The following is a 25,348-nucleotide window of genomic DNA, read 5'->3' as shown; positions in this document are numbered from 1 at the left end:
AGGCCATCATGGCTAACCTGAGTATCAGAAATCTGCAAAAAGGCTTCGACGGTCACGCGATTATCAAAGGCATCGACCTCGACGTGGGTGATCGTGAGTTCGTGGTGTTCGTCGGCCCGTCGGGCTGTGGCAAATCAACCCTGCTGCGCTTGATCGCCGGGCTCGAAGACGTCACCTCGGGCACCATCGAACTGGATGGTCGCGACATCACCGAAGTCACCCCGGCCAAGCGCGACCTGGCGATGGTATTCCAGACCTACGCCCTCTATCCGCACATGACCGTGCGCAAGAACATGTCGTTCGCCCTCGACCTGGCGGGCGGCGACAAGGCCGAGATTGATCGCAAGGTCAGTGAAGCCTCGCGCATCCTGCAACTGGACCCGCTGCTGGAGCGTAAGCCCAAGCAACTGTCCGGTGGCCAGCGCCAGCGCGTGGCGATTGGTCGGGCGATTGTGCGTAATCCGAAAATCTTCCTGTTCGATGAACCACTGTCCAACCTCGACGCCGCCCTGCGTGTGCAAACCCGCCTGGAACTGTCGCGCCTGCACAAAGAGTTGAAAGCGACGATGATTTACGTGACCCACGATCAGGTCGAAGCCATGACCCTGGCCGACAAAGTCGTGGTGCTCAACGGCGGCAAGGTCGAGCAAGTCGGTTCGCCGCTGGAGCTGTACCACCACCCGGCCAACCTGTTCGTCGCCGGCTTCCTCGGCACGCCGAAGATGGGCTTCCTCAAGGGCACCATCAGCTCTGTCAGCAGCAGCGGCTGCGAGGTCAGGCTGGACGCCGGCGCCACCGTCAACCTGCCACTGGCCGGTGCCAACGTCAGCGTCGGCAGTTCGGTGACCCTGGGTATTCGCCCGGAACACCTGGACCTTGCCCAACCTGGCGACTGCCAGATGCAAGTGACAGCCGACGTCAGCGAGCGCCTGGGCAGCGACACGTATTGCCACGTGCGTACTGCTTCGGGCGAAGCCCTGACCATGCGTATTCGCGGCGATCTGGCGAGCCAATACGGCGAGACCTTGAACCTGCGCCTGGATAGCGCCCATTGCCATCTGTTCGACGCCCAAGGCCTGGTGATCACCAAAGCCTTGCAGGTCGCCGCCTGAAAATTCGAGACCGTTGCCATGAAACTGAACAAACAGAATCTGACCCAACTGGGCAGCAACATCGCTCTCCCGGCGTACTCGCCAAGCGCAACCCGTCAGGGCATCGCACACATCGGTGTCGGTGGTTTCCATCGCGCGCATCAGGCGTTTTACACCGATGCGCTGATGAACACTGGCGAAGGCCACGACTGGAGCATCTGCGGCATCGGCCTGCGCCCGGAAGACCTCGGCGTGCGTGACGCGCTCCAGGGACAGGATTATCTCTATACCCTGTACGAACTGGGCGACACCGACGACACCGAAACCCGCATCATCGGCTCCATCAGTGGCATGCTGCTGGCGGACGACGGGATTCAGGCGCTGATCGACAAGCTGGCCAGCCCAGACATCCGCATCGTCTCGCTGACCATCACCGAAGGCGGCTATTGCATCGATGACAGCACCGGCGAGTTCATGGCGCACTTGCCACAGATTCAGCACGACCTGGCGCACCCGAACGCACCAAAGACCGTATTCGGCTTGCTCTGCGCTGCGCTGAGTAAACGCCGCGCCGCCGGCACCCCGGCGTTCACCCTGATGTCCTGCGATAACCTGCCGCACAACGGCGCCGTCGCCCGCAAAGCCTTGCAAGCCTTCGCCGCGCTGCTCGACGCTGATCTGCACGACTGGATCGGCGCCAATGTCAGCTTCCCGAATGCCATGGTCGACCGCATCACGCCGATGACCAGCACTGCCCACCGTCTGCAATTGCACGACGAACAAGGCATCGACGATGCCTGGCCGGTGGTGTGTGAACCTTTCGTGCAGTGGGTGCTGGAGGACAAGTTCGTCAGCGGGCGTCCGGCGTGGGAAAAAGTCGGTGTGCAGTTCACCGACGACGTCACGCCCTATGAAGACATGAAAATCAAGCTGCTCAACGGCAGCCACCTGGCGTTGACGTATCTGGGCGCGCTGGTCGGCTATCGCTTCGTCCACGAGACCATGAACGATCCGTTGTTCGTGCGTTATATCCGCGCCTACATGGACCTTGACGTCACGCCGCAACTGGCGCCGGTGCCGGGCATCGACCTGACCACCTACAAAGACACCCTGATCGAGCGCTTCTCGAACCAGGCCATCGCCGACCAACTGGAGCGCGTGTGCTCCGATGGCTCGTCGAAGTTCCCGAAATTCACCGTGCCGACCATCAACCGCCTGATTCTCGATGGCGGCAATATGGACCGCGCGTCGCTGGTGGTCGCGGCCTGGGCGCTGTACCTGCAGGGCAGCCAAGGCGAGAACGGCGTCGAGTACACAATCGTCGACCCGCGTGCCGACTTCTGCAAGGCGCTGGTGGCTGACGACGTGTTGATCACGCAACGGCTGCTGGACGTCGAAGAAATATTCGGCATCGCGATTCCGCAATCTGCAGAGTTTGTCGCCGCGTTCGAGCACAATCTCAACAGCCTGCGTGAATTGGGCGTGCACAAAACCCTGGAAAATCTACTGACCAAAACCCATTGAGGTGAGCATGTTTCTCGGTATCGATTGCGGCACACAAGGCACTAAAGCGATTGTTCTCGATGCCGAGAGCGGCCAGGTCCTCGGCGAAGGCTCGGCCGCCCATAGCATGGTCATTGGTGCAAATGGACGGCGCGAACAGGACGTCGAGCAATGGCTGACGGCCTTTGAACACGCTACCCATAGCGCGCTGAACCAAGCGGGCATCAGCGGACTGGAGATCAACGCGATTGGCGTTTCCGGGCAGCAGCACGGGTTGGTTCTGCTCGATCAGGGCGCAGAAGTGCTGCGCCCCGCCAAGCTGTGGTGCGACACCGAATCAGCGCCGGAGAACGACCGCTTGCTGGCCTGGCTCGGGGGCGAAGCCGGCTCGCTGGAGCGCCTGGGCGTAGCCATTGCCCCGGGTTACACGGTGTCCAAGTTGCTGTGGACCAAAGAGCAACATCCCGAACTGTTCAAACGTATCGATAAGATTCTGCTGCCCCACGACTACCTCAACTTCTGGCTGACCGGGCGTTGCTGCACCGAGTTCGGCGACGCCTCCGGCACCGGTTACTTCAACGTGCGCACACGTACCTGGGACCTGGAAATACTCGAGCACATCGACCCTACGGGTCGCCTTGGCCGCGCCTTGCCGCAATTGCTCGACGCCCAGCAATCGGTGGGCAAGATTCGCCCGCACATCGCACAGTTGCTTGGCTTGAACCCCGAAGCCATTGTTTCCAGCGGCGGCGGCGACAATATGATGGGCGCCATTGGCACCGGCAACATCCAGCCCGGCGCGATCACCATGAGCCTCGGCTCGTCGGGCACGGTCTACGCCTATGCCGATCAACCCCAGGTCAGCGATCAACCCTCGGTAGCGACCTTCTGTTCGTCATCCGGTGGCTGGCTGCCGTTGATCTGCACCATGAACCTGACCAACGCCACCAGCGCCATTCGTGAGCTGTTCACCCTGGATATCGAAGGCTTCAACCGCGCGATCATCGACGCACCCATTGGCGCTCAGGGCGTACTGATGCTGCCGTTCCTCAACGGCGAACGGGTGCCCGCCCTGCCCCACGCCACCGGCAGCATCCTCGGACTCGACAGCACCAACCTGAACCAGGCCAACCTTTGCCGTGCGGTGGTCGAGGGCACCACCTTCGGCCTGCGCTATGGCCTTGATCTGCTGCGCGCCAGCGGGATCAAGAGCGAGGCGATCCGCCTGATCGGTGGCGGTGCGAAAAGCGCGGTCTGGCGGCAGATCGTCGCCGACATCATGGACGCCCCGGTGATCTGCACCGAGCACAGCGAAGCTGCAGCACTCGGTGCGGCGATTCAGGCGGCATGGTGCTGGTCGCAGCAAATGGGGCAGAATCGCAGCCTGCAAACACTGTGCGAACGCTGCGTCAGCCTGGATGCCGAGAGCCAGACCCAGCCGATTGCCGAACATGTGGTCGCCTACCAGCAGGTTTACCAGCGCTACCGCACCGCGCTAACGGCACTTTGAGCACCGTGGTACATCACTTATTTTTGGAGCATGTATGTTTTTAGTCTGTGGCGAAGCGCTGTTTGATTTTTTCACTCAGCCGGACAGCAGCGGGCACGCCAATAAAGTCGGATTCAAGGCCATCGCCGGCGGCTCGCCGTTCAACGTGGCCATCGGCTTGCGCCGGCTGGGCATCGAGGCGGCGTTGTTTGCCGGGATCTCCAACGATTACCTCGGCCGACGCCTGCGCACAGTGCTGGATGAAGAAGGCGTCAGCCCTGACTACCTGATTGATTTCGACGCCCCGACCACCCTGGCGATGGTCGCCGTGGGTGCCGACGGTTCACCACAGTACAGCTTCCGTGGCGAAGGCTGCGCCGATCGACAACTGCAGTTGCAACACCTGCCGCTGCTGAATGAGCAGGTGCGTGGGGTTCACGTAGGCTCGTTCTCACTGGTCGTGCAGCCGGTGGCTGACACCTTGCTGGCGCTGGTCAAACGCGAAAGCAATCAGCGTCTGATCACCCTCGACCCGAACATCCGCCTCAACCCGGAGCCGAACATCGAACGCTGGCGCGAACAGGTCGCCGCCTTTGCCGAACACGCACACATGATCAAGGTCAGCGACGAAGACCTGTCCCTGCTTTACCCGGATCGTGACCCGCAACAGGTCGCCGAAGGCTGGCTGAACCAGCGTTGCCAACTGGTGTTCCTGACCCGCGGCCGCGAGGGCGTCAGCGTGTTTACCCGGCAGCACGGCACCTGGTCGGTGCCTGCCCGCGAAGTCGTCACGGCGGATACCGTCGGCGCTGGCGACACCTTCCAGGCGGCACTGATTACCTACCTCAGCGAACATCAACTGGATTCGCCTGAAGGACTGGAGTCACTGACGCGGGAACAGATCGAAGGGATGGTGCAGTTTGCCGTGAGCGCGGCGGCGTTGACCTGCACCAAAGTCGGGCCTGATTTGCCGTATCGGCACCAGTTGGTTTGAGCTGCTGACAACTCCCACAATTAATAAGGTGGGAGTTGCTGGTTTGAACTACAGCCCTTGAGAAGCGAGACGCACTTCCGTTTTATATCGGAGGATAGTGACTCTGGCGCAGGTTAAATAGACCTGCGCATTATCTTTTGCCGTCGCTGGTATATTCTTCAAGCAAGATTTTTCAAGTTGAGAAAAATGTGGGAAATGTCCGACATTTACGAAGGACACGTCTAAAACCTATGTTTTGATGCAAGCACCGTTACTGCAGAGGACTTTTTTTGTTTACGATGGTGATACATCTCAGAGTCGTCAGGAAATACCATGCACTATCCAATCGCCATCGAATGGGGTGACGAAAACACTGCCATTGGGATTCATATCCCTGACATTCCTGAATAGCCGCACGAGGTCGCTATGTAACTCAGGCCGCCCAATTCAAGAAAACTATCGACCAAGTAAAGGCGCCGCAACGAGTCGAACAGGTGATCGAGAAGGTAACTTTACTATCTCTGGAACTTGGCGCGAATCCAGTGGTGACTGAACAGGTCTATCGGGCGATGATCCACGCCTTTATCAATCAAGAACTGACAGAACACGCAAACCTGAAACAGTCCAGCAGGCCCTGAAACGGCCAGCTCTCCATAACACATCGCGTCAGGCCATTCGCATAAAAGCCTGAAGTTGAGCTTGTCTGAAGGAGCTGCCGAAGGCTGCGACAAGGTCGGAACGACCTTCGCGATGTCAATTTACCGCAGCCTTCGGCAGCTCCTACAGGGTTCTCGGCCAGGCACACAGATCCTGCGTCATGCTCAAATAGAGGTGGGAGCTAACGTGTTGGCGAAGCCTGCGGGACAGACGCCAGAGACATCCCAGACGCCATGGAAGGAGATCTGCTTAGCGCTCAAGAGCCACTGACACCCTGAGCCGAAAAACACTCACTCACCCAATCCACAAACACCCGCACCCGTGGCGACATATGGCGGTTATGCGGGTACAACACCGAGACCGGCATCGGCGGTGGCGGGCAGTCCGGGAGCACTTCGCGCAGCAGGTCTTGCGCCAGTTGTTGCGCCACCCGATAGCGCGGCACCTGGATGATGCCCATACCGGCAATGGCCGAGGCGGCGTAGATTTCGGCACCGAACACCGCAAGCCGCCCTTGCAGTTCGACCTCGTGCAACTGCCCCTCCTGCATAAACTCGAAAGGAAGGGCTTTACCGGTGGTTCTGGAGAGGTAATTCACGCCGTGGTGGGTAGCGAGGTCTTCCAGTCTTTCTGGCACGCCGTATTTGCGCAGGTAGGCCGGGCTGGCGCAGGTGACTTGAGGCAGGTTTGCGATCCGCCGTCCGATCAGCGATGAATCACTTAACTGGCCGGCGCGCACCACGCAATCGACTCCCTCCTGCACCAAGTCCACCAATCGGTCGGCCTCGCTGAGGGTCAACTGGATCTGCGGGTAGCGCGCCATGAACGTCGGCAGCGCCGGCACCACGAAGTATTTGGCCAGGGTGCCGTGCAGGTTGACCCGCAACATGCCCTTGGGCGCCACGCTGCGAAACGAGTGCTCGGCATCGTCCAGCTCAGCCAACAGATGTATGCAACGTGCGTAATAGGCATCACCGTCGAGGGTGGCCTTGACCCGCCGCGTGCTGCGCTCCAGCAAGCGCGTGCCAAGCCAGGCTTCCAACTGGTTGAGGCTATGGGTCAGGGTCGCGCGTGGCAGGCTAAGGTCGTCGGCGGCCTGGGTGAAGCTGCTGCGCTCATAGATGCGCACGAAGATTTTCATCGCCTTGACCTGGTCCATGCCATTCCTTGCCATTGTTGGACGTTGTTGAACAGTGACGGCCAATATCGAAGATTCGTTGCGCTGAGTAAACAGCTGAATGTGCCGCCAGCAACCCTGCCGGCGCTTTTCATCCTTGCCAAATGCTCACTATGGAACGACGATTGGCCTGTGTTTCTTCCTCTGATCGAATGTTCCAGGAGTGTGCATGAGCCTGTCTTATTACCAACTGTCTGTTCCGGTGTTTCTGCGCGGCCTCGATATTCTGTCGAAGCTGTTGGACAAGGCGGTAGAGCATTGCGATGCCCAAGGCATTGAGTTCGATGAACTGCTGCAAACCCGCCTGGCGCCGGACATGTACCCGCTGCTACGGCAGATCCAAATGGTCAGCGACGCGTCGAAATATGGCGCCGCGCGTCTGGCCGGAATCATTCCACCCAGCTTTGCCGACAACGAAGTCACCCTGGCAGATGTGCGTGAGCGGATCGCCAACACCCATGCCTTCATCAGCAGCGTGACGGCCGAGCAATACGAAGCGAACGAAGGCAGTACCGTGGTGCTCAAACTGCCGACCCAGGAAATGACCTTCACCCAGCAGGACTACCTGCTGCATTTCGCGATGCCAAACTTCTATTTCCACCTGACCACCGCCTACGACATCTTGCGTCACAAAGGCGTGCCCATCGGCAAAATGAACTTCCTCGGAGCGATCTAAGCCAAACAGCGCGAACAGGATCAGGCAAACACCGGGCAGAATCCGCATAACGACGGATTGGCTTTGGACTTAATCTGAACCTCTGCCAAGGGCGTGAATAACGCGCTTGGCAGACGGGTTCCTCAGTGCCGCCGTAACGGTTTCAGCTTCAACACCCTCGCCCTGACCGACCCGGACCTTCCTCCTTGAATGTCACCGGAGTCACTTTGATGAAAAGCGTTATCGCCCTGTTCCTCATGCTATTGCTGACCGCCGTCAGTGCAACGGCACTGGCCATGCCTTGCGCCAACGGCCAACGCGTGACCGATGACACCCACGACAGCCCACATCTGATGCGCTTGTTCGTCGCTCAGGTTGATGCGGGTCAGGCGCAAGACTGCTGACTTAACTGATAACCGCCGATAGATTCAGGCGCTTCTGGAAGAAAATTCGCTGATGCCCCGGCGGGAAATCGTTGAGCTGGGCAAACTCGGTGAATCCATGTTTGCGGTAAAACTCCGGTGCCTGAAAGCTGAAGGTGTCGAGCCAGATGCCGACACAACCCTTCTTCCGTGCGTGCTCCTCGGCCATGCGCAGCAGCCGCGAGCCCATGCCTTGACCCCGGGTCTGTTCGGGCACCGCCAGCAACTCGACAAACAACCAGCTGTACAGCGTGCGGCCGTATAAGCCGCCGATGATTTCGTCGCTGTGTTCATCACGGACCAGCAGCGCAAAGCGCTCCGGCATTGCATCGCCGGCCTGGGACACGTTGAACGCGCGCAAAGGCTTGAGGATCGCCAGGTACTCTTGTTCACCGGGGTTTTGCGAAACGTCGATCCGGACACTCATGGGCCACTCCTGTTGATCACCTGGGTGACCCAGCCTAGGGTGCCGCGCGAATCAGGTAAAGGGGCTGACGCGATAAAGCGCAGCAGCGCAGGGGGCCCGGAGCTGCTGCCGATCGATCAAGGCTTGACCTTGCGCCGCATGAAGCCGTTGATGATCACCACCAGCACTGCCACCGACACGGCGATGTACTGGAAGGTCTTCTCGGTAATCACACCGGTGTTCTGCAAGTGCGACAAGCCGAGCATGATTCCCAACACCACCAGGGCGATCAGAATCGAATAGCTCAAACGCTGTTTGTTGGTCATTACGGTTTCCTGAATGCTCGTAGACATCATTTGCGCTGCGCAAATGCCGCACTATGGTACCGCCGATCCGCTCGCGGCCGAAGCAGGTTTTTGCTCACCCGCCCGAGTCACGCACTCAATCCCATCGCAAACTCCAGAAACGCACGGACCTTGGCCGGTGGCAAATGACGCGATGGGTACAACGCGTACAAGGGAAAATGCTCGTCCGGCCAGTCGGGAAACAACTCGATCAAGCGCCCCTCTTTCAGCGCCTGCCCTACTCCCAGCGCCAACGCCTGAGCGATGCCATGCCCGCCCTCGCAAACGCTGTGCACGGTGTTGACGTCATTCAGCACCAGTCGTGCATGGGTGTCGATGATGATGCGCTCGCCCTTGCGATGAAATTCCCACGGAAAAGGACGCCCCGTCACTGAGTCGCGGTAATCAATACACACATGCCCGGGCGCTTCCAGGTCGGTGGGTGTCAGTGGCCGGCCATGGCGTTTCAGGTAGTCGGGTGAGGCGACCGTCAACACCCGGGTTTGCAACAACTGGCGACCGATCAGCGAGGAAGACGGCTGATGACCAAAGCGCACGGCCAGGTCCATGCCGTCGGCCACCAGATCGCCCAGTTGATCGCGGGTCACCACGTCCAGCTCCAACTGGGGATAACGGTTCATGAACTCGCCCAGCGCCGGCGCCAGGATAAACCGCGAAAAGAATGGATCGACATTGACCCGCAGGCGTCCACGCACCGCATTGGCACTGCCGGAGGCCGACGTCGCCGCATCCTCCAGCCCCGCCAGCAAGGGCGTGATCTCTTCGTACAGACGCCGGCCTTCGTCGGTGAGTTTGACCGAGCGCGTGGTGCGATCGAACAAGCGAATGCCCAACCGCGTCTCCAGGCGGGCAATGGCGCGACTGACACCCGATTGGGTCATGTCCAGGGCATCGGCAGCCTTGACGAAACTGCCGCAGTCGACCACCGCCGACAACACGCCCATGCCGCTGGCCAATCGTCCGTCGAAGCTCATTAATGAATTCCTGTCATGTTTTCGATGACATCCATGCTATCGGAGAATCAAGGCGATGTACCCATACTTCTCCCCAACGCGACATCGGGTCGTCTTATCGGAGAATTGTTTATGTACACCATTACCGGCGTGACAGGTCAGGTGGGCGGCGCAGTCGCCCGTACGTTATTGGCCGCTGGCAAAGCGGTGCGTGCCGTGGTTCGCGACGCGGCCAAAGGCGAGGCCTGGGCACAACAGGGCTGCGACATTGCCCTGGCTGAGGTAGGCAACGTCGAGGCCATGAGCGCCGTATTCAAGGGCTCTGCAGGCGTGTTCATCATGATGCCGTCGAACTTCGACCCCACGGTCGGCTTTCCTGAAGCACGGCGTGTTGCCATCGGCCTGCGCGAGGCACTGGCAGCCGCTAACCCGGCCAAGGTGGTCTGCCTGTCGACCATCGGCGCGCAAGCTACTCAACCTAACTTGCTCAACCAATTGCAGATCCTCGAAGAAGAGTTGAGCAAACTGCAAATGCCCATCACTTTTCTGCGGCCAGGCTGGTTCATGGAGAACTGCCAATGGGATGTCGAAGCGGCGAAGGCCGGCGTGATTCCGAGCTTCCTGCAACCGCTGGATCAGGCGTTTCCGATGATCGCCACCGCCGATGTCGGTCGCACCGCCGCTGAACTGCTTCAGGAACAGTGGCAAGGCCTGCGGGTGGTTGAATTGGTGGGTAGCGAGTACGTCAGCCCGAATCAGATCGCGGCGACTTTTTCCGAGTTACTGGATAAACCGGTGAAGATGGAAGTGGTAGCGCGCGACACTTGGCACGAACTGTTTAGCGCCCAAGGTATGAACAACCCGATGCCACGGATCCAGATGATCGATGGGTTCAACCAAGGCTGGATCAAGTTCGCTGGCGAACCGCGTCAGGGTCGGGTGTCATTAAGGACGGTGCTGGAAACTTTACTAGCGCGCAATTAATACTCTGCAACGACTGGCAATAAACTACAGAGCATTAACCTTAAACATTACTTGCACACCCACTTAAAGTAACTATAGTCATGCCCAGCCATCTTGTTTGGAGATGGCACCACAATAAACCATGGAGGGTTTATGAACACTGATGAAACTCAAAGCACGACTACAGGGTCTATCGGCACTGAAATAGTATACAACCCAGATGCGACACAATCACGGTGGATGACCAGAATTCGTACCAGCCTGGAAAAATTAAAGATCGGTGAAATGACGCTGATCTCGTCTCACAATGCCGGCATGGATAATAAAGCTTACAATACAGTCACCAAAAACTGGACGGCTTGTCAGAGCGATGGGTTCCAATGGCAACTGGACAAAGGCATCCGCGTGTTTGATCTCAGGCTTAGACAAAGGGGTGGTTGGACTGGCGACCAAGGATGGGACACGCTACCTGGGATGCCTCGCAGGTATTCTACCTATGGATTTACTTGCATCCACGGACCCGACTATGGCCGAAAGTTAACTGACCTGTTAGATACACTTATACCCTTTGTGAAAAACAACCCGGATGAACTGGTAATCCTGGATATTCACAAAGTTGAAGCGGAAGATCCGGGCACCTGTGCATCAGAGCTACGCCGACGTCTACTTCAAAAGGTGCTAGGAGGTCGGGATGGCTTGGCTCCGTTCATCATCCCCCCTGAAGCCTGGTCCCTGACCTGGGGTGAAATCAAACAAAAATACCCTGGCCGCTCTGTGGTTGTCGGCTGGAATCATGGCAATAAGTACAGCGAATTCTGGAGCCAAATTCCACACAAATGGATAGGTAAAGACACCAACAACGAAGCTGAAGTCCACCAATTCATCGGCCCGGTCATAGCCGCTGCGCCCACCAATGGTCAAGTGTGGTCGTTATCGGCAACTGTATTCAAGATCCCGAACGGCCCGAAAAAAATCGGCAAAACATTGGACAGCTGGTTCCCGGCTGGAAGTGTTTGGGCCAGCAAATGCAATATCATCAATGTAGATTTTTTTGAAACTTCAAATTTGATCGAACATGCCATTCAGACCAACATAAAGAAAGCACAACAGAAATAAATCTCACCCGTGTGCACTGCCCACTGCAGTCCAACTTTCCCACGGTGTGTCAGATGACACGTTTTCGCAAGCAAGCTTGCTCCCACAGGGTACATATCTAACTGTGGGGGCGACCTGCAAAGGCCTTTAACGACTACGCATGAGGACTGTCCCAATATCGGCGGTACATGCCCAGGCGCTTCTTGAGCACCTTGGGCAGGTATTTCTCGAAGGTGCTGAGTTTATAAGCCGTCAATTTGACGGCATTGCGCAGGAACGCTACCGGCCACAACAACCATCGGCGCGAGCCCAGGTATCTGAGCTCCGACTTGACGAACCGCAGCCCCTCGTCCCCGGCGCCACCGAAGGCGTCCCTGATCCACCGCTCACGGGTCTGGAACACACCGATATCGAAGTAGCGACGAAACTCTTCCTTGGCGCTGTAATTATGCGAATGACGGCAGCAGGCCTTGCCTTCGTAGGCAACCTTCCAGCCGTCCAGCAACATCTTGGCGGTGACGTACATGTCTTCCGAGAGGATCACATGTGTGGGAAAGCCACCAATCGCCACCAATGCGTCGCGCCGGTAGGCCGCAAAGGAATTGGACATGAAGGCGGTCTTGATCCCGAGGGTTTCGGCATCGGCCAGGGTCTTGACCTTCGACTCGGCCGGGTAATTGAACAGGCGAGCGTGGGCGGCCAATTCCGAAGCGTCTTTGTGCGGCAACTGACGACCGCACACCGCACCGACTTTTTCATCGGTAAATGGCTTGAGGATGTGAGTCAGCGCAGCGCAATCTTCAAGGTACGCATCCTGGGTCATGAACACGTAGACATCATAGTCAGGGTGCAACTCGACCATCAGTTGGCGGGTGCCACCGTGGTTGAAGTCTTTGCTCTCGATACGTCTAACGATCGCGCAACGGGACTGCGCGAACTCGAACGTGCCATCGGTGGAACTTGAGTCGATGATCAGTGTGTCAAAAGTTGCGTCTTGCGCGACCAGTGAATCGAGTAATCGCTCAAGATCCTGACGGCCGTTGTACGTGGGAATGACACAAGCCACCCTCAAATTCGTCATTACACTTCTCCTCGTCTGGCCTTAAAGCGCAAAGTCGAAAATTTCGAAATATTAAGGCAGTTCAAAGCAGTGCAGTGCACAAATGCTGGAGCGTAGCTCATGTCAAAAAACCGTCCATCGGTTCCGACTGACGGTAGGTCTAACCCAATACCTCACTCAGCGGAATGAAATCCAGCCAGTCTCCCAACGCAACGGTGCTACCTTCACGGACCTCAATCAGACCTTCAGCCCAGGCGGCGCTTCGCAGCACGCCGGAACTCTGATTGCTGTAGTAGACCGCCTTGCCTTGCTCCAGTCGCCCGCGCAAATATTCACGGCGATCCCCCGGTTTACCCCAGGTAAAGCCTGCTGGCACTTTGAATCTCAGGGGTGCTACGTCCTGTACGCCTTGGCGACGCAACAAATAGGGACGGGCGAGCAGCGCGAAAGTTACCAGTGTCGACGCAGGATTACCCGGTAACCCGATCACCGGTACGCCCCGAAAATGGCCAAACGTCAGCGGTTTGCCCGGTTTGATGGCAAGCTTCCACAGCGAAAGCTCGCCGTCCTCACGCAAGGCATGCCCGAGGAAATCGGCCTCGCCGACTGAAACACCGCCAGTGGACAGGATCAAATCGACATGCCCCAGCCCGCCCAGGGTGCTGCGGGTCTTCTGCAGATCGTCCGGTAAAATGCCGGCGTCCACTACCTCACAGCCCAATCGTTCGAGCCAGCTGCAGAGCAATATGCGATTGCTGTTGTAGATCTGCCCAGGGCCCAGCGGCAGGCCAGGCTCGATCAGTTCGTCGCCGGTCGACAGCACCGCCACTCGCACGCGACGCACCACATCCAGCTCGGCGCATCCCAATGAAGCGGCCAGCCCCAGCTCGACAGGTCCCATCCGCGTCCCGGCGTCGAGCACGTGATCACCGACCGTGGTTTCCTGCCCTTGAGGGCGGATATTTTGTCCCGCCACCATGGGTTCGGTGAACCCCACGCGCTGATCATCGCCGATGAGCGCATTTTCCTGCATTTCCACGCAGTCGGCGCCCGCTGGAACCGGCGCCCCGGTAAAGATCCGCGCACAGGTGCCGGGCGCCAGGGGTTCCGGGGCCTGGCCGGCAAAAATCCGTTGGCTGACCACCAACGGCTCATCCTGCCAGTCCGCCAAGCGCAAGGCATAGCCGTCCATGGCGCTGTTGGGCCAAGGCGGCAAGTCCAGCGTAGAAATCAAATCCTCAGCCAGCACCCGGCCCTGCGCGGCGGCCAACGGCACCCGCTCGCGTTCGCGGATCGGCGCGGCCTCGGCCATTTCCATCAAGCGCGCCATGGCCTCTTCAACCGACATCATCCCCTGCACGTGTGTACCCTTCATCGTCGGTTATCCGCGTGTTTCGCAGGGTTCGGCCTGCTTGAGGTGAGGGACGAAATTGCACGGGCGATGACGATTATCCAGTTGCTCGGCGAGGATCCCGTCCCAACCAGTGCGCACCGCGTTGGTCGACCCCGGCAGGCAGCACACCAGGGTGCCATTGGACAGCCCGGCCAAGGCACGGGACTGGACGGTGGAGGTGCCAATATCGGCCACGGATATCTGCCGGAACAACTCACCAAAACCATCGACGGTTTTGTCCAGCAGGCAGCTCACGGCTTCAGGCGTGCTGTCGCGTCCGGTAAAACCGGTACCGCCGGTGGTCAGCACCACCTGCACGTCGTCATCGGCAATCCAGGTCGCGACCTGCGCGCGGATCTTGTAAAGGTCGTCCTTGAGCAACACGCGCTCGATCAGGCGGTGGCCGGCGGCGGTCAACCGGTCAACGAACATCTGCCCAGAAGTATCGGTTTCACGGGTGCGGGTATCACTGACGGTCAATACAGCGATGTTCAAAGGAACAAAAGGGGCATCAGCCTTGGCGCTCATCGGCTCAATCCAGAAAGTGGCAGGAACAGGCGGTTGTTATATCACAGCGACGGATTTCACCGCCTGCGCACATGATCCAGTTCAGTGATTGAAGCGCATGACCACTATTCACGGAACTTGCCAGTGAGGTATACGTCTGACGCTGTGTAACCTTTGGCATTCCTTGATGGAGAAATACCATGATTCAACGGACCCTACCCGCCGCCTTCCTGCTCGCTGTGAGCCTTGCCAGCCTCGCCGGCTGCTCCTCACCCTCGGTGATCACGCTGAACGATGGTCGCGAAATCCAGGCTGTTGACACACCCAAGTTTGATAAAGACACAGGCTTCTATGAGTTCAAACAACTGGATGGCAAGGAAACTCGCGTTAATAAAGACCAGGTGCGTACCGTTAAAGAACTGTGATGACTCTTCTCCCGCTTGCGACCTTGCGTCGTGAGCGGGTGGAGCCGTTTCAACAGTCAGGCTATAAAAAAGGACAGATGTCGGGGTGTAGCGCAGCCCGGTAGCGCGTCTCGTTCGGGACGAGAAGGCCGCAGGTTCGAATCCTGTCTCCCCGACCACTTACCCCTGTGCAACAGATCACCACGTCAGTTGGATTTGTGTCTTGAACCGCCTCTGCTCCCCAGACAACGGGTCCACAAAGCGCAAACCCTGAGCCAATAACTTCAATGGCTGACTGAAGTCGTCCTCGGTGATTTTCACCACGTCGGGGTAAAACGGATCATTACAGATCGCCGCCCCCAGCGCCGCCATGTGTACGCGCAACTGGTGCTTTTTGCCGGTCACCGGGTACAACGCGTAACGCCAGAATTCGCCATCGCGCTCACTGACCTCGATGCGAGTTTCCGTATTGCTGACCCCGGCCGCCTCCTGCATGCGAAAGAACGGTTCGCCCGCGACCAGACGGCTTTTGTGTAGCCGTGGGAATTCCACCTCGGGCAACGCCCGGGCGATGGCCTCGTAGCGTTTGTCGATCTGGCGGGTCGGAAACAGCGACTGGTACGCCGAACGACTGCCCTTGTTGGCCGAGAACAACACCAGGCCTGCGGTGTGCCGATCAATGCGGTGCAAGGGCACCAGGTCCGGGTTGTCCAGGCGTCGAATCAACCGACGAAGCAAGGTTTGTTCGACGTATTCACCGGCCGGTGTTACGGGCAGGAAATGCGGTTTGTCGGCCACCACCAAATGTTCGTCTGCATAGAGAATGGTCTCCAGCACCGGGATCGGCGTTTCGTTCGGCACTTCGCGAAAATAATAAACGCACAGACCTTCCCGATACGGCCGTTGTGCGGAAATCGGCTGGCCGTCCACGTCCAGCACCCGGCCACGGGCCATGCGATCCAGCCACTGCTCGCGGCCAATCGCGGCAAAATGCGCGCACAGGCAATCGAGCACCGTTGTCCACGATCCGGCAGGGAGATACAGCGTACTGGCCTGATTCTGTGCCGGGGAAAAAGCGGACTCGGACATGGGTGCACTCAAACGTTCAACAGGCCCTGATTGGCCGGTCGCGCATTATCGCGCAAGGACCGGCCAGAATCTAATCAGTCGAACGCGCTGCGGTAAGCGAACAACCCTGGAATGCCACCTGTCATGAGGAACAGCAGGTTGTCGCCCGGTTGGTAGCAACCTTGTTCAATATCGTGCAACACCCCGGCCAGCGCCTTGCCGCCATACACCGGATCCAGCAACCAGCCTTCGCTACGGGCCACGCGGCGCACGGTGCTGAGCATGCCTGCCGTGGGCACGCCGTAGCCCTCGCCCAGATGATTGCCATCGATCACGATGTCACTGGCCTGCACCGATTTGTCCGGGGCTATCAGCGCCAGGGTGTCTTGTGCCTTGCCCAGGGTGATAGCGTGGGCACGGCTTTTTTCCGCCAGCACCGTGTAGCCACGCACCCGCGTCGGGTCAAGGCCCATGGCTACCTGCCCGGCGACCAGCCCGGCGTGACTGCCGCCACTGCCGTTGGGCAACAGAATCGCGGCGAAATCCAGGCCTGTGAGCGCTGACTGCTGCTGAATCTCCACGGCCGCCGAGACATAGCCCAGGCAACCCAGAGCACTCGATCCGGCCAGGGGTGCCACGTAGGCTTTACGTCCCTGCCGGGCCAGGCTGCGTGCCAGCTCATCGACAAACGCCTGCGGGTCCTGCCCCATCGCGAGCAAATGCACGTTGGCGCCAAAGATACCGTCGAGCAATACATTGCCGTTGTGTTGAAAATCCGCATCATTGCGCGCGGCTGACGGTGTCAACACCACTTCACAGCGCAGACCAGCGCGTGCGGCAGCAGCGGCGGACAAACGCGCGTAATTGGATTGCCGGCCACCAAAGCTGATCAACGTGTCACAGCCCTGAGCCAGTGCGTCGCCAAGCAAAAACTCGAGCTTGCGTAACTTATTGCCACCGCCGCCGACGCCCATCAGGTCATCGCGTTTAGCGAACAGGTTTACCCCGTCAAATGACCCTGCCGCCATCAGGCGACTGAGCGCATGAATCGGTGTTTCGCTGTCCAGCAATGGGTAGCGTTCGAAAGAGGACAATCGGTTACTGAGCGCGTCATGGATCATGGGAAGTCTCCGGGGGGGGCGCAGCGAACCTTGGGCTCACCGAGGCAAGAAGCATAAGCCGCCGCTTGCCATTGATTAATGCGCTCCGGGACATTTCAGTTGATACACGCCGTCACAAACCCCCCTCCTACCCTCGCGCCAGATTCGACGTCTGCGTCGCCGCCGCGTCGGTGAACTCCTTCAACCAGCGCAACACATCCACGGCTTCCCAGCGCGCCGGGTCATACAGCGCGTAAAGCAACCCTTGATAACCCACCACATCCAACTGACGGTGGTAACCCGCACGTTGAAACAAGGCTTCGATTTCCGCGAAGCAGGTATTGAAATGCAACTTGGTAAAGGGTGTCTTGCCTTCCGTGACCAGACCGTCCATGCGCAGCTCCAGCACGGCTTCGCGGACCACGTCGGTAGACATGCGGTTCACGCTGTATTTCAGTTGTTCGACATTGACCATGGCTGTTGTCCTCAGTGTGTTCTTTCAGTTCGTTCAATCGGGATACGACCATCCTGTCAATTACCGAACTGTTTCAAAGCGTCGCAAATGTTGGTTCAAAAGCGCTCAAGCAAAGGGTTGCAGGCCCGTCGGCAAAGGCCGCAGGCGAATAAAATGGCAAAGGAAATTGAGCCGCTCGCATAGCTGTATGCATATACAGTAAACGAAACGAGGCGCGCTGGCTAACGGATTAACGCTAGCCGCGACGAGAGGGAGGGTTTGGCGCTATTTGAGGAAGACCACCACTTGTTCGGCATCGAAAGGCCAATCCAGTTCGGCCCCGGTGTCGACACGCCGCAGCACCGGGATACGCAAGCCGTAATCCTCGACCAGCGTTTCGTTTTCACCGATGTCGATCAACTCGACCAACAAACCGTGCTCAATCAGTGGCATCAACTCGACTTCGGCGACTTCACAGAGGTGGCACCCAAGGGTGCCGAACAGTTGGCATTCAGGAGGCATGCAAGGACCTTCGGCAAAAGCTGGCGGAAACGGCTATGACAGTAGTTTAGGCTCGCCGGACAAACCCCGTCGAGCCTGCTGCGCATCAGTCCTGGCTGACGGCGCCGATCTTGTGGATCGACAAGTCTGCGCCGTAATACTCCTGCTCCTGAGTCAGACGCAGGCCAGTCACTGACTTGATCACCCCATACACCAGCAAGCCGCCGCACAGCGCCACCAGCACGCCGAAAGCGCTGCCCAGCAACTGACTGATCAAGCTGACCCCACCCAGGCCACCCAACGCCGATTGGCCGAAAATACCACAGGCGATACCGCCCCAGACGCCGCACAAACCATGCAACGGCCAGACACCCAGCACGTCATCGATTTTCCAGCGCACCTGAGCGGCGGTAAAACACCAGACGAACAAGGCGCCGGCAATCACCCCGGTAACCAGCGCACCCACCGGGTGCATCAGGTCCGAACCAGCACACACCGCCACCAGCCCGGCCAGCGGTCCGTTGTGCAGGAAACCGGGGTCGTTGCGGCCGACGATCAACGCCGCGACCGTACCGCCGACCATGGCCATCAACGAATTGACCGCCACCAGGCCGCTGACCCCTTCCAGGGTCTGGGCACTCATGACGTTGAAGCCGAACCAGCCAACAATCAGAATCCACGAGCCCAACGCCAGAAACGGGATACTCGACGGCGGGTAAGCAATCAGCCGTCCATCACGATAACGGCCGTTACGTGGCCCCAGCAGCAAAACCGCCGCCAATGCCAGCCATCCGCCCATGGCATGCACCACCACCGAGCCGGCGAAGTCGTGGAAGCTGGCGCCGAAATGCGAGAGCAGCCAGGTTTGCGCGCCAAAATTGCCGTTCCACACAATGCCCTCGAAGAAGGGATAGACAAACGCCACAATCAACAACGTCGCGCATAGTTGCGGGGCAAACCGCGCACGCTCGGCAATCCCGCCCGAAATGATCGCCGGAATCGCCGCAGCAAAGGTCAACAGAAAGAAAAACTTCACCAGGCCATAACCATGATTGGCGCTGATCACAGCGGCTGGCTGCAAAAAATTCACGCCATAGGAAATCCAGTAACCTATAAAGAAGTAGGCCAGCGTGGACACGGCAAAGTCACTGAGGATTTTCGACAGGGCGTTGACCTGATTCTTGTGGCGGACAGTGCCGACTTCAAGAAAGGCAAAACCGGCGTGCATGGCCAGGACCATGACCGCGCCCGCCAGGATGAACACGGTATTTGAACTCTGGACCAATTGGTCCACAGCGCTTTGAAGATTTTCCATGGAACGGCAGACCTGCAATTCACAAAAAAGCACCAAAGCGGGTCAATACCCTTACGCACGCACCGAACTGGCGCTCTGCCCTTAGCCAAAAGCTGATGAGCATGACCCGGTTTGATGCAGAGGCTGTCAGGGGCAAAATCACCGCTTAAGCGTTTTCTCGAGTGTTCAAGGGTGAGCGCGAGATCAGCGGCGCATGGCGCGACTGTCTCCGCCCTTATTAAGCGCATCCGCCCTCCATGGCGCACCAGCGAGAAGCAAAAGCTGTACCAGCCGCCGATATGAACAGGGCGGCGAATGAAATGAACCTTCGGCAATCCCTTAGACTCGAACCCCCATAAGCCAGCAAACGGAGATAACCATGGCCCGCAAAACAGCGCAGAGCGCACAGGACATTTTGATGGCGGATTTTCAGGCATTGGTCAGCGACACTGAAAAACTGCTTGAGCACACCGCAACCCTGGCCGGTGATCAGGCCGACGAGCTACGCGGCCAGATCCATGAAAGCCTGATCAAAGCGCGGGAGACTTTGCAGCTCACCGAAGAATCGCTGCAAGAGCGCGGTAAAGCAGCCGTGCTGGCCACCGAAGACTACGTGCAGAGCAATCCCTGGCAGTCGGTGGGTATCGCGGCAGGCATCGGCTTCGTCCTCGGCCTTTTGGCTACGAGGCGCTGACGCTATGGCCCTGGGCACAGAATCCGGTCCGCCACTGGCGGGCCTCGACTCCTCCTCGCGGCGCCTGGGTGCCGCGTTTCTCGGGCTGCTGCACAGTCATGTCGAGCTATTCGGCATTGAACTGCAAGAGCAGAAATCGCGCACGGTCAGCCTGCTGCTGTTCGCTGGCCTGGCGCTGGTGTTCGCCCTGCTGTTGTTGATCGGGCTGTCGGTGCTGGTACTGATTCTGGTGTGGGACACCTACCGCATGAGCGGCATCATTGGTTTGTGCGTGTTCTACAGCCTGGCTGCGGTGTTTTGCGGCGTGCGTTTGAAAGCCGCCATTTTCGACGAGTCGTCGCCCTTCCATGCCACCCTTGAAGAGTTGGCCAATGATCGCGAGCGACTGATGCCATGAACCTGCCTGAATTGCCGCAAACCAATTCCCGCCGCGAACTGCGCAAAGCCTTGATCCGCCTGCGCATGGAAATGCACCGTCAGGAAATTCGCCACGAGACCGCCTCGATGCTCCAACCGATTCGCCAGGTGCGAGGCATGGCTCGCGACTGGCAAGGCACCCTCGGGATCAAACATGCGCCCCTTTGGGGAATTGGCATCGTGACCCTGCTGGGTTTTCTTGGCGGCAAGAGCACCAAGGCTGACGGCATCAACAGCGTGACCCGCCTGGTCAAATTGGGCACCAGCCTTATGCCGTTGATAAAACTGGTGTTACAGGGTTCCTCAGCTAAGCGCTGAGCGGCCCTAACTGGCTGCATTCTTGCAAAGCTTTAAACCTGCTTTCACACCCAGGGCTGCCTGGGTGTGAAGGCGGCTGCCTGCCCGGCAGAATAATTCCAAGATCCACTAAGGAGGCTCCGTGATCGATGGGCAACCGCTAGCCTGCTTTCAGCCGTTCATCGATACCGCTACTGGCCGCATTGCGGGTATTGAAGCTTTGGGTCGACTGCGTCAACACGACGGTCAACTGTTGTCGGTTGGCCCGCTGTTCGCCGACCCGAAAGTATCACCGGCAACCTTGCGCCGACTCGATCGAGCGATTCGTGACAATGCCCTCAGCCGTTTGCATGAAGCGCCGGCCGACTGGTTTCTGAGCCTCAACATTTCGCCGCGCTGGATCAACCGGCTGCGTCCAGGCCAGGCACTGCCCAGCCTTAAACAATTGCAACATCGAGGTGTTGCCGCACAACGCATCGTCTTTGAAATCACCGAGCTCGGTGGCGATCTTCAGCGCCTGGCCGACGTCGTGGCACGCTATCGCGAAGCCGGAGCGCGCATCGCCATCGACGATTTCGGCGCCGGCTATTCGCAATTGGATCGGGTGCTGGCCCTGCAACCGGACATTCTCAAGCTGGACATGCGCCTGTTTCAGGCCGCAGCCCGGGGTGGCCCCAGCAGTGACGTGGTAAAAGCGCTGGCGCAGATGGCGGAAAAAACCGGTTGCTGGATCATTGCCGAAGGTGTGGAAACCGAAGCCGAGCTGGACTTCGCCCTGGAGTGCGGGTCGCGATACGTGCAGGGCTTCCTGTTCGCCAAGGGTGAGCTGGAGTTTTTCGCCGCCGACGCTTTCGTCCAGCGCTTCGGCCAACTGCGCGACCAATACGTGTTGAGAAAGGTTGCAGAGCGCGAGCGTTTGATGAGTCTGCGCCAGAAACTGGGCAAGCTGATGGGCTTGTTGCAACAGTGGGCCGAGGGCGAGGCGCCGCTGAGCCAGTTACCGCCGCTGCATGATTACCCGTGGCTGTTGCGGTTCTACCAGTGCGACCGGCACGGCACGCAACTGACGCCAAACCTGGAATGGCGCAATGGCGCATGGCAGTCCGACGCCAGTTACCTGGGACACAACTGGTCGTGGCGGCCGTACTTCTATCACCTGCTGGCCGAAGGCTGGGACGAGCGACGCCTGACCCTGTCCAACACCTACCGCGATGCCACCAGCAACCAGTACTGCCTCACGGCCGGGCAGTTTTTCGACAATGGCCAGCGTTTACTGTTGGTGGATATCGACGCTGCGGGGCTGTGATGCTGACGTGCTTGCAGACAGAGGGCTGAACCGGGAAGCTAGGCGTTATTACTTGATGGAGTAAACGCCTTGGATTGGCAAACCCTGCTCACCCGCGAACGACTTGGCAAAACGCTGCACAGCCCAGAAGAACTCGGCCGTAGCCCTTTTCACAAAGATCATGACCGGATCATTTTTTCCGGCGCGTTTCGCCGCCTTGGACGCAAGACCCAGGTGCATCCGGTCACCAGCAACGATCACATCCACACCCGCTTGACCCACTCGCTGGAGGTCAGTTGCGTCGGCCGTTCGCTGGGCATGCGTGTGGGTGAGACTTTACGCGACGCCCTGCCCGACTGGTGTGAGCCCAGCGATCTGGGGATGGTGGTGCAATCGGCCTGCCTGGCCCATGACATCGGCAACCCACCGTTCGGCCATTCCGGCGAAGACGCCATCCGCCACTGGTTTCTGCAAGCCGCCGGGCGCGGTTGGCTGGACGCCATGAGCGACGCGGAACGCAACGACTTCCTCAATTTCGAAGGTAACGCCCAGGGTTTTCGGGTCCTGACGCAATTGGAGTACCACCAGTTCGAAGGCGGCACCCGACTGACCTACGCCACCCTCGGCACCTACCTGAAATACCCCTGGACCGCGCGGCATGCGGACTCGCTGGGTTACAAAAAACACAAGTTCGGTTGCTACCAGAGCGAACTGCCGATCCTTGAGCAGATCGCCCACAAACTCGGTTTGCCGCAACTGGAAGAGCAACGCTGGGCCCGCCATCCGCTGGTGTACCTGATGGAGGCGGCCGACGATATCTGCTATGCGCTGATCGACCTCGAAGACGGCCTGGAGATGGAACTGCTGGAATACGCCGAGGTTGAGTCACTGTTGCTGGGGTTGGTGGGGGATGACCTGCCGGAAACCTATCGCCAGTTGGGCCCCGCCGATTCGCGTCGGCGCAAGTTGGCGATCTTGCGCGGCAAGGCCATCGAACACCTGACCAACGCGGCCGCGCGCGCCTTCGTCGAGCAGCAGGATGCGCTGCTGGCCGGCACCCTCAGTGGTGACCTGGTGGAACACATGCACGGCCCCGCCAAGCGCTGCGTGTTGGATGCCAAAGATATGGCGCGCAAGAAAATCTTCCAGGACAAACGCAAGACCCTGCACGAGATCGGCGCCTACACCACCCTGGAAGTGTTGCTCAACGCATTCTGCGGCGCCGCGCTGGAGCAGTTCGGCGGACGCACGCCGTCCTTCAAAAACCAGCGCATTCTCGATCTGCTGGGCAACAATGCACCCGATCCCCATTGGCCGCTGCACACCTCGTTCCTGCGCATGATCGACTTCATCGCCGGCATGACCGATAGCTACGCCAGCGAGATGGCCGGACAGATGACTGGCCGTTTAAGCCCGGTTTAACAATTGAGTGGCCGCGCACCAACAGTGCCCGCCCCTTTGGGCACTGTTCGGCAAAATCACTGCGATGATTGCCCTGTGCAGCGCAATTAGGGACAGAGCCTACACCCAGAACAGAAATGCCCTATCGATCAGGATACCGGACTGCCGAATAATTCAGCCTGTGCTTCGCCGTCGTTGGCGGGTCTAGATCAACCTGACGCCTTCACCACCGAGGATTCACATTCAAGCAGCTTGTCTGACAATTGCTTGAATGAACGTGATGACTGTCGCAAGGGTTGGGTTCGCGCACGCTGCGCTATCGCTTTTGCCCGGAAGGTCCTGATGTCAAAAAACAACCTGCGCATCTTGTTGGTGGAAGACCATCCTTTCCAGCTCATCGCTACCCAAATCCTCCTGAATAACCAGGGCTACTACCGGTTGACACCAGCGCTGAGCGCCGCCGAAGCGATGGTCGCCATGGAGAACGCCAAAGACCCCTTCGACGTCCTGCTGTGCGATCAATGCCTGCCTGATCTGCCCGGGCTGGAGTTGATCGGTCTAGCCAGCCAGTACGGGCTTATCGGCCAGGCCGTGGTGCTCAGCGGGCTAAGCCAGGAACAGCTGGATACGCTAGAGCGCATCGCCCTCGAACGCCAACTGCCCCTGCTGGGATGCCTGAGCAAACCGCTCCAGGTGCAAGCCTTCACTGACCTGCTGGAAATCTCTGCGCAATCGGATGCCGGCGATCCTGTTCCACTGCTCACCCATAAATCGTTAAACACTGATTAAACGAAATGCCGTACAGACTTGGATCAAAGCGCTGTGTTACGTCGTCATTAAACTCTTAACACCTTGTAGGATAATTCCAAATCGCTATAAATGGCTGATCTGTTAATCGTAAACTCGCACACTAAAACCGGACACTTTTTTAAACATCCGCCGGGTCCTCCCCAGCATATTTGTGAGGCGATACGTTATTTATTGTAGGAAATTTCCTATATCTACTGTTCGGGCCCGTCGGTTCATGTGCCTATTGGAACATCTGGGCTAAGGTGCCCGCTTTCTTCGCTGCTTGTATGGAATTGAATTATGAACTCGGTTTTTATCATCGACGACCATCCGGTCATTCGTCTCGCGGTCCGCATGCTGTTGGAAAACGAAAATTATGACGTGGTGGGTGAAACGGACAATGGCGTGGACGCCATGCAAATGGTCCGTGAATGCAACCCCGACCTGATCATCCTCGACATCAGCATCCCCAAGCTGGATGGCCTGGAAGTGCTGGCCCGCTTCAACGCCATGAACCTGGACTCGAAAATCCTGGTACTGACCGCCCAGACCCCCAGCCTGTTCGCCATCCGCTGCATGCAGTCGGGTGCAGCCGGTTATGTGTGCAAACAAGAAGACCTGAGCGAACTCCTCAGTTCGGTAAGAGCGGTATTATCGGGCTACAATTACTTTCCGAGCCAGGCGTTAAGCCCGGCAAGTCGCGAAGAGGGCATTCCTTCCGAACTCGAATTATTCAAGTTGGTCAATGATCGCGAATTGATGGTATTGCAGCTTTTTGCCCAAGGCCGTACCAATAAGGAAATTGCCAAGGGCATGTTCCTCAGCAACAAAACAGTCAGCACCTACAAAACTCGACTCATGCAGAAGCTCAGGGTGAAAACCCTGGTTGAACTTATAGAGATGGCGAAGCGCCACGAGCTAGTGTGAGAGACCGG

The 25,348-nt window shown here is 58.5% G+C and carries 28 protein-coding genes, 1 tRNA gene and 2 pseudogenes; 19 read left to right on the top strand and 12 right to left on the bottom strand.

Annotated elements, in window-relative coordinates; genetic code table 11:
- Positions 1-8 precede the first annotated feature (8 nt).
- The 6 genes and pseudogenes from ACF0H7_RS14735 to ACF0H7_RS14710 form a co-directional block, all read left to right on the top strand.
- Positions 9-1,112: an ABC transporter ATP-binding protein gene (locus ACF0H7_RS14735; protein ID WP_397453468.1), complete on the top strand. Its 1,104-nt coding sequence runs from the start codon at positions 9-11 to the stop codon at positions 1,110-1,112.
- Positions 1,113-1,130: 18 nt separating this feature from the next.
- Positions 1,131-2,615, top strand: a complete 1,485-nt coding sequence (locus ACF0H7_RS14730; protein ID WP_397453467.1) for a mannitol dehydrogenase family protein — start codon at positions 1,131-1,133, stop codon at positions 2,613-2,615.
- Positions 2,616-2,622: 7 nt separating this feature from the next.
- Positions 2,623-4,104 carry a xylulokinase gene (gene xylB, locus ACF0H7_RS14725; protein WP_397453466.1) on the top strand — a complete coding sequence of 494 codons (1,482 nt, stop codon included), beginning with the start codon at positions 2,623-2,625 and terminating at the stop codon, positions 4,102-4,104.
- Between the two features lie 34 nt (positions 4,105-4,138).
- The gene (locus ACF0H7_RS14720; RefSeq protein WP_397453465.1) at positions 4,139-5,077 is read left to right on the top strand and encodes a carbohydrate kinase; all 939 of its coding nucleotides are present in this window, start codon (positions 4,139-4,141) and stop codon (positions 5,075-5,077) included.
- 312 nt (positions 5,078-5,389) lie between these two features.
- Positions 5,390-5,461, top strand: a pseudogene (locus tag ACF0H7_RS14715) (type II toxin-antitoxin system HicB family antitoxin); the annotation flags it as partial.
- A gap of 2 nt (positions 5,462-5,463) precedes the next feature.
- Positions 5,464-5,694 (top strand): annotated as a pseudogene (locus ACF0H7_RS14710) (chorismate mutase); the annotation flags it as partial.
- 275 nt (positions 5,695-5,969) lie between these two features.
- Here ACF0H7_RS14710 and ACF0H7_RS14705 read toward each other — a convergent pair.
- Positions 5,970-6,872 (bottom strand): LysR substrate-binding domain-containing protein, encoded by a 903-nt coding sequence (locus tag ACF0H7_RS14705; protein ID WP_397453464.1) that lies wholly within the window; start codon positions 6,870-6,872, stop codon positions 5,970-5,972.
- A 187-nt stretch (positions 6,873-7,059) separates the two neighbouring features.
- Between ACF0H7_RS14705 and ACF0H7_RS14700 the strand changes: the two genes are divergently transcribed.
- Together ACF0H7_RS14700 and ACF0H7_RS14695 are read left to right on the top strand one after the other, a co-directional pair.
- Positions 7,060-7,566 carry a DUF1993 family protein gene (locus tag ACF0H7_RS14700; RefSeq protein WP_397453463.1) on the top strand — a complete coding sequence of 169 codons (507 nt, stop codon included), beginning with the start codon at positions 7,060-7,062 and terminating at the stop codon, positions 7,564-7,566.
- A gap of 209 nt (positions 7,567-7,775) precedes the next feature.
- On the top strand, positions 7,776-7,949 hold the full coding sequence (locus tag ACF0H7_RS14695) for a hypothetical protein (protein WP_397453462.1): 174 nt from the start codon (positions 7,776-7,778) through the stop codon (positions 7,947-7,949).
- Between the two features lies 1 nt (position 7,950).
- On the opposite strand, the gene ACF0H7_RS14690 is transcribed toward ACF0H7_RS14695, so the two are convergent.
- The 3 genes from ACF0H7_RS14690 to ACF0H7_RS14680 form a co-directional block, all read right to left on the bottom strand.
- Positions 7,951-8,394 carry a GNAT family N-acetyltransferase gene (locus ACF0H7_RS14690; RefSeq protein WP_397453461.1) on the bottom strand — a complete coding sequence of 148 codons (444 nt, stop codon included), beginning with the start codon at positions 8,392-8,394 and terminating at the stop codon, positions 7,951-7,953.
- A 116-nt stretch (positions 8,395-8,510) separates the two neighbouring features.
- A complete protein-coding gene (locus tag ACF0H7_RS14685; protein WP_397453460.1) occupies positions 8,511-8,699 on the bottom strand; it encodes a hypothetical protein in 189 nt (62 codons plus the stop codon).
- Positions 8,700-8,806: 107 nt separating this feature from the next.
- The gene (locus tag ACF0H7_RS14680) at positions 8,807-9,712 is read right to left on the bottom strand and encodes a LysR substrate-binding domain-containing protein (RefSeq protein ID WP_397453459.1); all 906 of its coding nucleotides are present in this window, start codon (positions 9,710-9,712) and stop codon (positions 8,807-8,809) included.
- A gap of 111 nt (positions 9,713-9,823) precedes the next feature.
- Between ACF0H7_RS14680 and ACF0H7_RS14675 the strand changes: the two genes are divergently transcribed.
- Both ACF0H7_RS14675 and ACF0H7_RS14670 read left to right on the top strand, forming a co-directional pair.
- Positions 9,824-10,675: an NmrA family NAD(P)-binding protein gene (locus ACF0H7_RS14675; RefSeq protein ID WP_397453458.1), complete on the top strand. Its 852-nt coding sequence runs from the start codon at positions 9,824-9,826 to the stop codon at positions 10,673-10,675.
- A 132-nt stretch (positions 10,676-10,807) separates the two neighbouring features.
- Positions 10,808-11,770: a hypothetical protein gene (locus tag ACF0H7_RS14670; RefSeq protein ID WP_397453457.1), complete on the top strand. Its 963-nt coding sequence runs from the start codon at positions 10,808-10,810 to the stop codon at positions 11,768-11,770.
- Between the two features lie 133 nt (positions 11,771-11,903).
- On the opposite strand, the gene ACF0H7_RS14665 is transcribed toward ACF0H7_RS14670, so the two are convergent.
- The 3 genes from ACF0H7_RS14665 to moaB all read right to left on the bottom strand — a co-directional run bounded on the left by ACF0H7_RS14665 (position 11,904) and on the right by moaB (position 14,730).
- Positions 11,904-12,830, bottom strand: a complete 927-nt coding sequence (locus ACF0H7_RS14665) for a glycosyltransferase (protein WP_397453456.1) — start codon at positions 12,828-12,830, stop codon at positions 11,904-11,906.
- A 139-nt stretch (positions 12,831-12,969) separates the two neighbouring features.
- Complete coding sequence (glp, locus tag ACF0H7_RS14660) at positions 12,970-14,184, bottom strand: gephyrin-like molybdotransferase Glp (protein ID WP_397453455.1); 1,215 nt, start codon at positions 14,182-14,184, stop codon at positions 12,970-12,972.
- Positions 14,185-14,190: 6 nt separating this feature from the next.
- Positions 14,191-14,730, bottom strand: coding sequence for a molybdenum cofactor biosynthesis protein B (moaB, locus tag ACF0H7_RS14655; RefSeq protein ID WP_397453454.1), 540 nt, complete (start codon positions 14,728-14,730; stop codon positions 14,191-14,193).
- Positions 14,731-14,909: 179 nt separating this feature from the next.
- On the opposite strand from moaB, the gene ACF0H7_RS14650 reads away from it, so the two are divergent.
- Together ACF0H7_RS14650 and ACF0H7_RS14645 are read left to right on the top strand one after the other, a co-directional pair.
- A complete protein-coding gene (locus ACF0H7_RS14650; protein ID WP_397453453.1) occupies positions 14,910-15,134 on the top strand; it encodes a YgdI/YgdR family lipoprotein in 225 nt (74 codons plus the stop codon).
- An 81-nt stretch (positions 15,135-15,215) separates the two neighbouring features.
- A tRNA-Pro gene (locus tag ACF0H7_RS14645) sits at positions 15,216-15,292 on the top strand.
- A 19-nt stretch (positions 15,293-15,311) separates the two neighbouring features.
- On the opposite strand, the gene ACF0H7_RS14640 is transcribed toward ACF0H7_RS14645, so the two are convergent.
- The 5 genes from ACF0H7_RS14640 to ACF0H7_RS14620 all read right to left on the bottom strand — a co-directional run bounded on the left by ACF0H7_RS14640 (position 15,312) and on the right by ACF0H7_RS14620 (position 19,551).
- Positions 15,312-16,202 (bottom strand): pseudouridine synthase, encoded by an 891-nt coding sequence (locus tag ACF0H7_RS14640; RefSeq protein ID WP_397453452.1) that lies wholly within the window; start codon positions 16,200-16,202, stop codon positions 15,312-15,314.
- Between the two features lie 74 nt (positions 16,203-16,276).
- The gene (locus ACF0H7_RS14635) at positions 16,277-17,302 is read right to left on the bottom strand and encodes a D-cysteine desulfhydrase family protein (protein WP_397453451.1); all 1,026 of its coding nucleotides are present in this window, start codon (positions 17,300-17,302) and stop codon (positions 16,277-16,279) included.
- A 127-nt stretch (positions 17,303-17,429) separates the two neighbouring features.
- Positions 17,430-17,756, bottom strand: coding sequence for a transcriptional regulator (locus tag ACF0H7_RS14630; RefSeq protein WP_397453450.1), 327 nt, complete (start codon positions 17,754-17,756; stop codon positions 17,430-17,432).
- 264 nt (positions 17,757-18,020) lie between these two features.
- Positions 18,021-18,257: a glutaredoxin family protein gene (locus tag ACF0H7_RS14625; protein ID WP_397453449.1), complete on the bottom strand. Its 237-nt coding sequence runs from the start codon at positions 18,255-18,257 to the stop codon at positions 18,021-18,023.
- Positions 18,258-18,342: 85 nt separating this feature from the next.
- Positions 18,343-19,551 (bottom strand): ammonium transporter, encoded by a 1,209-nt coding sequence (locus ACF0H7_RS14620; RefSeq protein ID WP_397453448.1) that lies wholly within the window; start codon positions 19,549-19,551, stop codon positions 18,343-18,345.
- A 358-nt stretch (positions 19,552-19,909) separates the two neighbouring features.
- On the opposite strand from ACF0H7_RS14620, the gene ACF0H7_RS14615 reads away from it, so the two are divergent.
- The 7 genes from ACF0H7_RS14615 to ACF0H7_RS14585 all read left to right on the top strand — a co-directional run bounded on the left by ACF0H7_RS14615 (position 19,910) and on the right by ACF0H7_RS14585 (position 25,340).
- Positions 19,910-20,224, top strand: a complete 315-nt coding sequence (locus ACF0H7_RS14615) for a YqjD family protein (protein WP_397453447.1) — start codon at positions 19,910-19,912, stop codon at positions 20,222-20,224.
- A 4-nt stretch (positions 20,225-20,228) separates the two neighbouring features.
- A complete protein-coding gene (locus tag ACF0H7_RS14610) occupies positions 20,229-20,621 on the top strand; it encodes a phage holin family protein (protein ID WP_397453446.1) in 393 nt (130 codons plus the stop codon).
- Entirely contained in the window at positions 20,618-20,959 is a 342-nt protein-coding gene (locus ACF0H7_RS14605; RefSeq protein ID WP_397453445.1) for a hypothetical protein, read from the top strand. Before ACF0H7_RS14610 ends, ACF0H7_RS14605 begins: the two co-directional genes overlap by 4 nt.
- Positions 20,960-21,080: 121 nt before the next feature.
- Positions 21,081-22,244, top strand: coding sequence for an EAL domain-containing protein (locus ACF0H7_RS14600; RefSeq protein WP_397453444.1), 1,164 nt, complete (start codon positions 21,081-21,083; stop codon positions 22,242-22,244).
- Positions 22,245-22,313: 69 nt separating this feature from the next.
- Positions 22,314-23,645 carry a deoxyguanosinetriphosphate triphosphohydrolase gene (locus ACF0H7_RS14595; RefSeq protein WP_397453443.1) on the top strand — a complete coding sequence of 444 codons (1,332 nt, stop codon included), beginning with the start codon at positions 22,314-22,316 and terminating at the stop codon, positions 23,643-23,645.
- 321 nt (positions 23,646-23,966) lie between these two features.
- A complete protein-coding gene (locus ACF0H7_RS14590; protein WP_397453442.1) occupies positions 23,967-24,413 on the top strand; it encodes a response regulator in 447 nt (148 codons plus the stop codon).
- Between the two features lie 300 nt (positions 24,414-24,713).
- Positions 24,714-25,340, top strand: a complete 627-nt coding sequence (locus ACF0H7_RS14585; RefSeq protein WP_397453441.1) for a response regulator — start codon at positions 24,714-24,716, stop codon at positions 25,338-25,340.
- The last annotated feature ends 8 nt before the right edge of the window (positions 25,341-25,348 follow it).

Source organism: Pseudomonas sp. NA-150 (genome assembly GCF_044336365.1).
Lineage (GTDB): Bacteria > Pseudomonadota > Gammaproteobacteria > Pseudomonadales > Pseudomonadaceae > Aquipseudomonas.
The sequence above is the reverse complement of the archived record's forward strand: the minus strand, read 5'-3'. Positions and strand labels throughout refer to the sequence as shown.